The organism is Mycobacterium sp., from assembly GCF_049683935.1.
In the GTDB taxonomy this organism is placed as follows: Bacteria; Actinomycetota; Actinomycetes; order Mycobacteriales; family Mycobacteriaceae; genus Mycobacterium.
This window is the reverse complement of sequence record NZ_JBAUJR010000332.1, coordinates 1-4,958: the sequence shown is the minus strand read 5'-3', so window position 1 is coordinate 4,958 and position 4,958 is coordinate 1. Positions and strand designations below refer to the sequence as shown.

Here is a 4,958-nt window from a genome sequence, read left to right as displayed (position 1 = left end):
GTTGGGGACGGGGCCTGCGGCCATCGCCAGCGGTGCGCTGGATGGCGACGGTTCGGGCGACTCGGCGGTCGACGTGCATCCCACGGTGAGAGCCCCCACCGTGAGCATCGCCAGCACCGCGAGCGGGGCGCGGGGGGCTGTCCGTCGAATTCGGGGCATGACCATACGTCCCGACACTAATGGCAGCCGCTGTCTCGTTCGACGCCCCGGTGGCCCGCGCGACGACGGTTGCCCCGCCCGACGAGGCCAATAGGGTGGTCAGTACACCGATGACGGCGAAGAGGAGCACTGCGATGACGACTGCGGGACCCGGCCGGACGGCCGGGGAGAAGAAGACCGTGATCGTCATCGCCTTCGACGGTTCGCCCACCGCTCGGCGCGCCGTGCACTACGCCGGCCGATTCCTCACCGCGGACCGCGCGGTCGTGCTGACCGTGTGGTCCCCGATGGACCGCGGGTCCGACCCGTTGTCCTATGACCTGGACGGACCGCCCGATCCGACCCATACCGACGAGGTCGACATCGCACTGGCCGAGGCGCGCCGCATCAGCGACGAGGGGCTCGAGATCGCGCTGGCCAGCGGCCTGCCCGCCGAGGCGTTGTGCGTCGCGCAGACCTACACGGTGTGGGGTGCGATCATCGACGTCGCCGACGAACTCGACGCCGATCTGATCGTCACCGGCACCCGCGCCACCACCGGGTTGCGGTCGCTGATCCAGTCCAGCGTGGCCGATCACGTGATGCGCCGCGGGCAACGCCCGGTGCTGATCGTGCCGCCGGGCCCGTGATGCGTCGCGTGCTAGTTTTGGCCCCATGGATCGGTTCCTCGTGCCTGCTGCCGCCAGCATCGTCGTCGGCCTGCTGCTGGGCGCGGCCGCCGTCTTCGGGGTGACGTTGATGGTGCAGCAGGACACCAGGCCGCCGCTGCAGGCGGGCGATCCGGCGTCGTCGGTGCTCAACAGGGTCGAGTACGGCGACAGAAGCTAAATCCCGGGTCGGTACGCTCCTGACCTCCGTGGTTGATCTGTCCCGCCCGGAAAGGGTCGATCCACTTTCCCGGCGCTGGCTCTGGGTGGTTGCCGCGGCGGCGCTGGTTCTGACATTCGCGCAGTCACCGGGCCAGATCTCGCCCGATACCAAACTCGACCTCACCGCGAACCCGCTGCGCTTCCTGACCCGTGCGTTCAGCCTCTGGAACAGCGACCTGCCGTTCGGCCAGGCCCAGAACCAGGCCTACGGCTACCTGTTCCCCCACGGCACCTTCTTCCTGACCGGTGACCTGCTCGGCGTGCCCGACTGGATGACTCAGCGGTTGTGGTGGGCGCTACTGCTGACGGTCGGTTTCTGGGGCGTGCTGCGACTGGCCGAAGCCCTCGGCATCGGCAGCCCCACGTCCCGGGTCATCGGCGCGGTCGTCTACGTGCTCTCGCCGCGGGTGCTCACCACGATCGGCGCGATCTCCTCGGAGACGTTGCCGATGATGCTTGCGCCGTGGGTGCTGCTCCCTGTGGTCATGGCCCTGCAGGGCGACCCCCGACTGAGGATGCTGGCCGCCAGGTCGGGGCTGGCCATCGCGCTGATGGGCGCGGTCAACGCCGTCGCGACCCTCACCGCCTGCCTGTGTGCGGTGGTGTGGTTGGCCTGCCATCGCCCCAACCCCGTGTGGCGGCGCTTCACCGCGTGGTGGCTGCTGTGTGTGATGTTGGCGGTGACGTGGTGGGTGATCGCGCTGCTGCATCTCGGCCGGATCAGCCCGCCGTTCCTGGACTTCATCGAATCCTCCGGCGTCACGACCCGCTGGATGTCGCTGACCGAGATGCTCCGCGGCACCGGCGCGTGGACGCCGTACGTCGCGCCGACGGCCACCGCGGGCACCTCGCTGGTCACCGGGTCGGTGGCAGTGCTTGCGACGACGCTGGTCGCCGCAGGCGGGCTCGCCGGCCTTGCGCTGCGGTCGATGCCGGCGAAGGGCCGGTTGATCACGATCCTGATGCTGGGCGTGGTGCTGCTGGCCGTCGGCTACAGCGGCGGGCTGGGTTCACCGATCGCCCAGCACGTCCAGATGTTCCTCGATGCGGACGGCACGCCGCTGCGCAACCTGCACAAACTGGACCCGCTGCTGCGACTGCCGCTGGCGTTGGGCGTGGCCCATCTACTGGGCCGCATCCCGCTTCCGGGCAGCACGCCACGACCGGTGTGGCGCAACGCGTTGGCACACCCGGAGAAGGACAAACGGGTCGCCGTGGGCATCGTGCTGCTCACCGCCCTGACCGCCGCCACCTCACTGGCCTGGACCGGTCGCCTGACTGCACCGGGAGCGTTCGACGCGATCCCGCAGTACTGGCAGGACACCGCGGACTGGCTGGATGCCAACAACAACTCCGGTTCTGCCACGCCCGGAAGGGTTCTGGTGGCACCGGGAGCGCCGTTCGCCACCCAGGTGTGGGGTAACAGCCACGACGAGCCGCTGCAGGTACTGGGTGACAGCCCCTGGGGTGTGCGCGACTCGATCCCGTTGACCCCACCGGAGACGATCCGCGCTCTGGACTCGGTGCAACGGCTCTTCGCCGCCGGCAGGCCCTCCGTGGGCCTCGCAGATACCCTTGCTCAGCAAGGGATTTCGTATGTCGTGGTGAGAAACGACCTGGACCCGGAGACCGCAAGATCGGCACGCCCCATCCTGGTGCACCGCGCGATCGACGGCTCGCCCGGCCTGACCAGGGTGGCCCAGTTCGGCGAACCCGTCGGACCGGGAACTCTGGAGGGCTTCATCACCGACAGCGGTCTGCGCCCGCGCTACCCGGCGGTGGAGATCTACCGGGTCGAGGGCACAACGCCGGGGCAATCCGCAGCCGCGGCGCCCTATCTGGTTGATGCCGACACGATGGCCCGGGTGGACGGCGGACCCGAATCGTTGCTGCGCCTCAACGAGCGCAGGCGGTTGTCGGGGGAGCAGCCGCTGGGACCGATGCTGCTGACACCGGATGCACTCGATGCCGGACTGCCTGCGCCGGTCGTCACCGTGACCGACACCCCGCTGGCACGCGAAACGGACTACGGCCGCGTCGACGACCACTCGTCGGCCATCCGTAGCGCCGATGACCCCCGCAACACCTTCAACCGGGTGCCCGACTACCCCGTGGGCGGCACCGAGCCTGTCTACGGGCAGTGGGACGGCGGCCGCATCTCGGTGTCGAGTTCGGCTTCGGATTCCACCGCCTTGCCCAACGTCTCCCCGGCCTCGGCGCCGCCCGCGGCGATCGACGGCGATGCGTCGACCAGTTGGGTGTCCAACGCCTTGCAGAGCGCCGTCGGACAGTGGCTCCAGGTCGATTTCGACCGTCCCGTCACAAACGCGACCCTCACGATCACCCCCAGCGCCACCGCCGTCGGGGCACAGGTGCGCCGACTCGAGGTCGCCACGGTCGTCGGCACCACGACGGTGCGCTTCGACCAGGCGGGCGAGCCGCTGACCGTCGCGCTGCCCTTCGGCGAAACGCCCTGGGTGCGCATCACCGCGGTGGCCACCGACGACGGTTCCCCCGGAGTGCAGTTCGGTATCACCGATTTCAGCATCACGCAGTACGACGCCAACGGGTTCGCGACTCCGGTCACCCTCCGCCACACCGTAGCGGTGCCGGGACCACCAACGGGTTCGACTGTCGCACAGTGGGATCTGGGTTCCGAGCTTCTGGGCCGCTCCGGCTGCGCCGAGAGCCCGACCGGCATCCGGTGTGCGGCGGCGATGGCGCTGGCCTCCGAGGAACCTGTCAACCTGAGCCGCACGTTGACCGTGCCCGAGCAGACGCAGGTGACGCCGACCGTGTGGGTGCGCGCCCGACAGGGCCCGAACCTCGCCGATCTCATCGCCCAACCCGACACGGTACGGGCCGAGGGGGATTCGGATCCTATCGACGTGCTGGGTTCCGCCTACGCCGCCACCGACGGTGATCCCGCAACGGCCTGGACCGCGCCGCAGCGCGTCGTGCAACCGCGCACTCCCCCGACGCTCGTGCTGAAGCTGCCGACCCCACAGAACGTTGCGGCGTTGCGAGTGACGCCGAGTTCGTCTGCACTGCCCGCTCATCCGACGATGATCGCCGTCGACCTCGGGGACGGACCGGAGGTACGCCGACTCACCGAGGGCACTGAGACGCTGAACCTCGAACCCCGTGTCACCGACACGATCACCGTGTCGCTACTGGACTGGGATGACGTGATCGACCGCACCGCACTCGGTTTCGACCAACTCAAGCCGCCGGGACTGGCGGAGGTCGTCGCTCTCGACGAGCGCGGCGCCCCAATCGCGGCCGCCGACGCGGCCACCAACAGGGCGCGGACCATCACCATGCCGTGTGGGCGCGGCCCGATCATCGGTGTCGCCGGGCTGTTCGTGCAGACCTCGGTGTCCACCACCGTCGGCGCTCTGCTCGACAACCAACCGATTCCCGCCCGCCCCTGCCGCGCGGAGCCGATCACGCTGCCCACCGGCCAGCAGGAGTTGCTGATCAGCCCCGGTCCGGCGTTCATCGTCGACGGTGTCCAGCTCGTCGCGCCGCCGGCAGGCCAACTCGCCTCGGCCACAGTAGAGTCCGTGGCTACCGGCCGCTGGACCAACGACCACCGCGACGTCGACGTGGACTCCTCTGACGCCGTCCGAGTTCTGGTGGTGCCCGAGAGTGTCAACCCGGGCTGGCTCGCCCGCAACGGCGACGGGGCGCCGCTGACGGCGATCACCGTCAACGGTTGGCAGCAGGGTTGGGTGGTCCCCGCCGGGACCGAGGGCACCATCACGCTGAACTTCGTGTCCAACACCAGCTATCGCGCCGGCCTCATCGGCGGCCTCGCGCTGTTGCCCCTACTGCTCGGGCTGGCATTCCTGCCGTCCAGGCGCCCCGCGATGCCGGGTGAACCCGCCCGGCCGTGGCAGCCACCGACAGCCGCGCGCGGTACCGCTG

General features: G+C 69.7%; 3 protein-coding genes. All 3 read left to right on the top strand.

What is annotated here, in order from left to right; genetic code table 11:
- The first annotated feature begins 293 nt into the window (after window positions 1-293).
- Window positions 294-788, top strand: a complete 495-nt coding sequence (locus WA965_RS19615) for a universal stress protein (RefSeq protein WP_526301299.1) — start codon at window positions 294-296, stop codon at window positions 786-788.
- A 25-nt stretch (window positions 789-813) separates the two neighbouring features.
- Window positions 814-987, top strand: coding sequence for a DUF2613 domain-containing protein (locus WA965_RS19610; protein WP_070356595.1), 174 nt, complete (start codon window positions 814-816; stop codon window positions 985-987).
- 28 nt (window positions 988-1,015) lie between these two features.
- A partial coding sequence (locus tag WA965_RS19605; RefSeq protein ID WP_526447972.1) for an alpha-(1->3)-arabinofuranosyltransferase domain-containing protein occupies window positions 1,016-4,958 on the top strand: 3,943 nt, incomplete at its 3' end.

Bases quoted from the DNA above. Each gene is read 5' to 3' on its own strand.
- WA965_RS19615 (WP_526301299.1), top strand. From the start codon at position 294: ATGACGACTGCGGGACCCGGCCGGACGGCCGGGGAGAAGAAGACCGTG.
- WA965_RS19610 (WP_070356595.1), top strand. From the start codon at position 814: ATGGATCGGTTCCTCGTGCCTGCTGCCGCCAGCATCGTCGTCGGCCTG.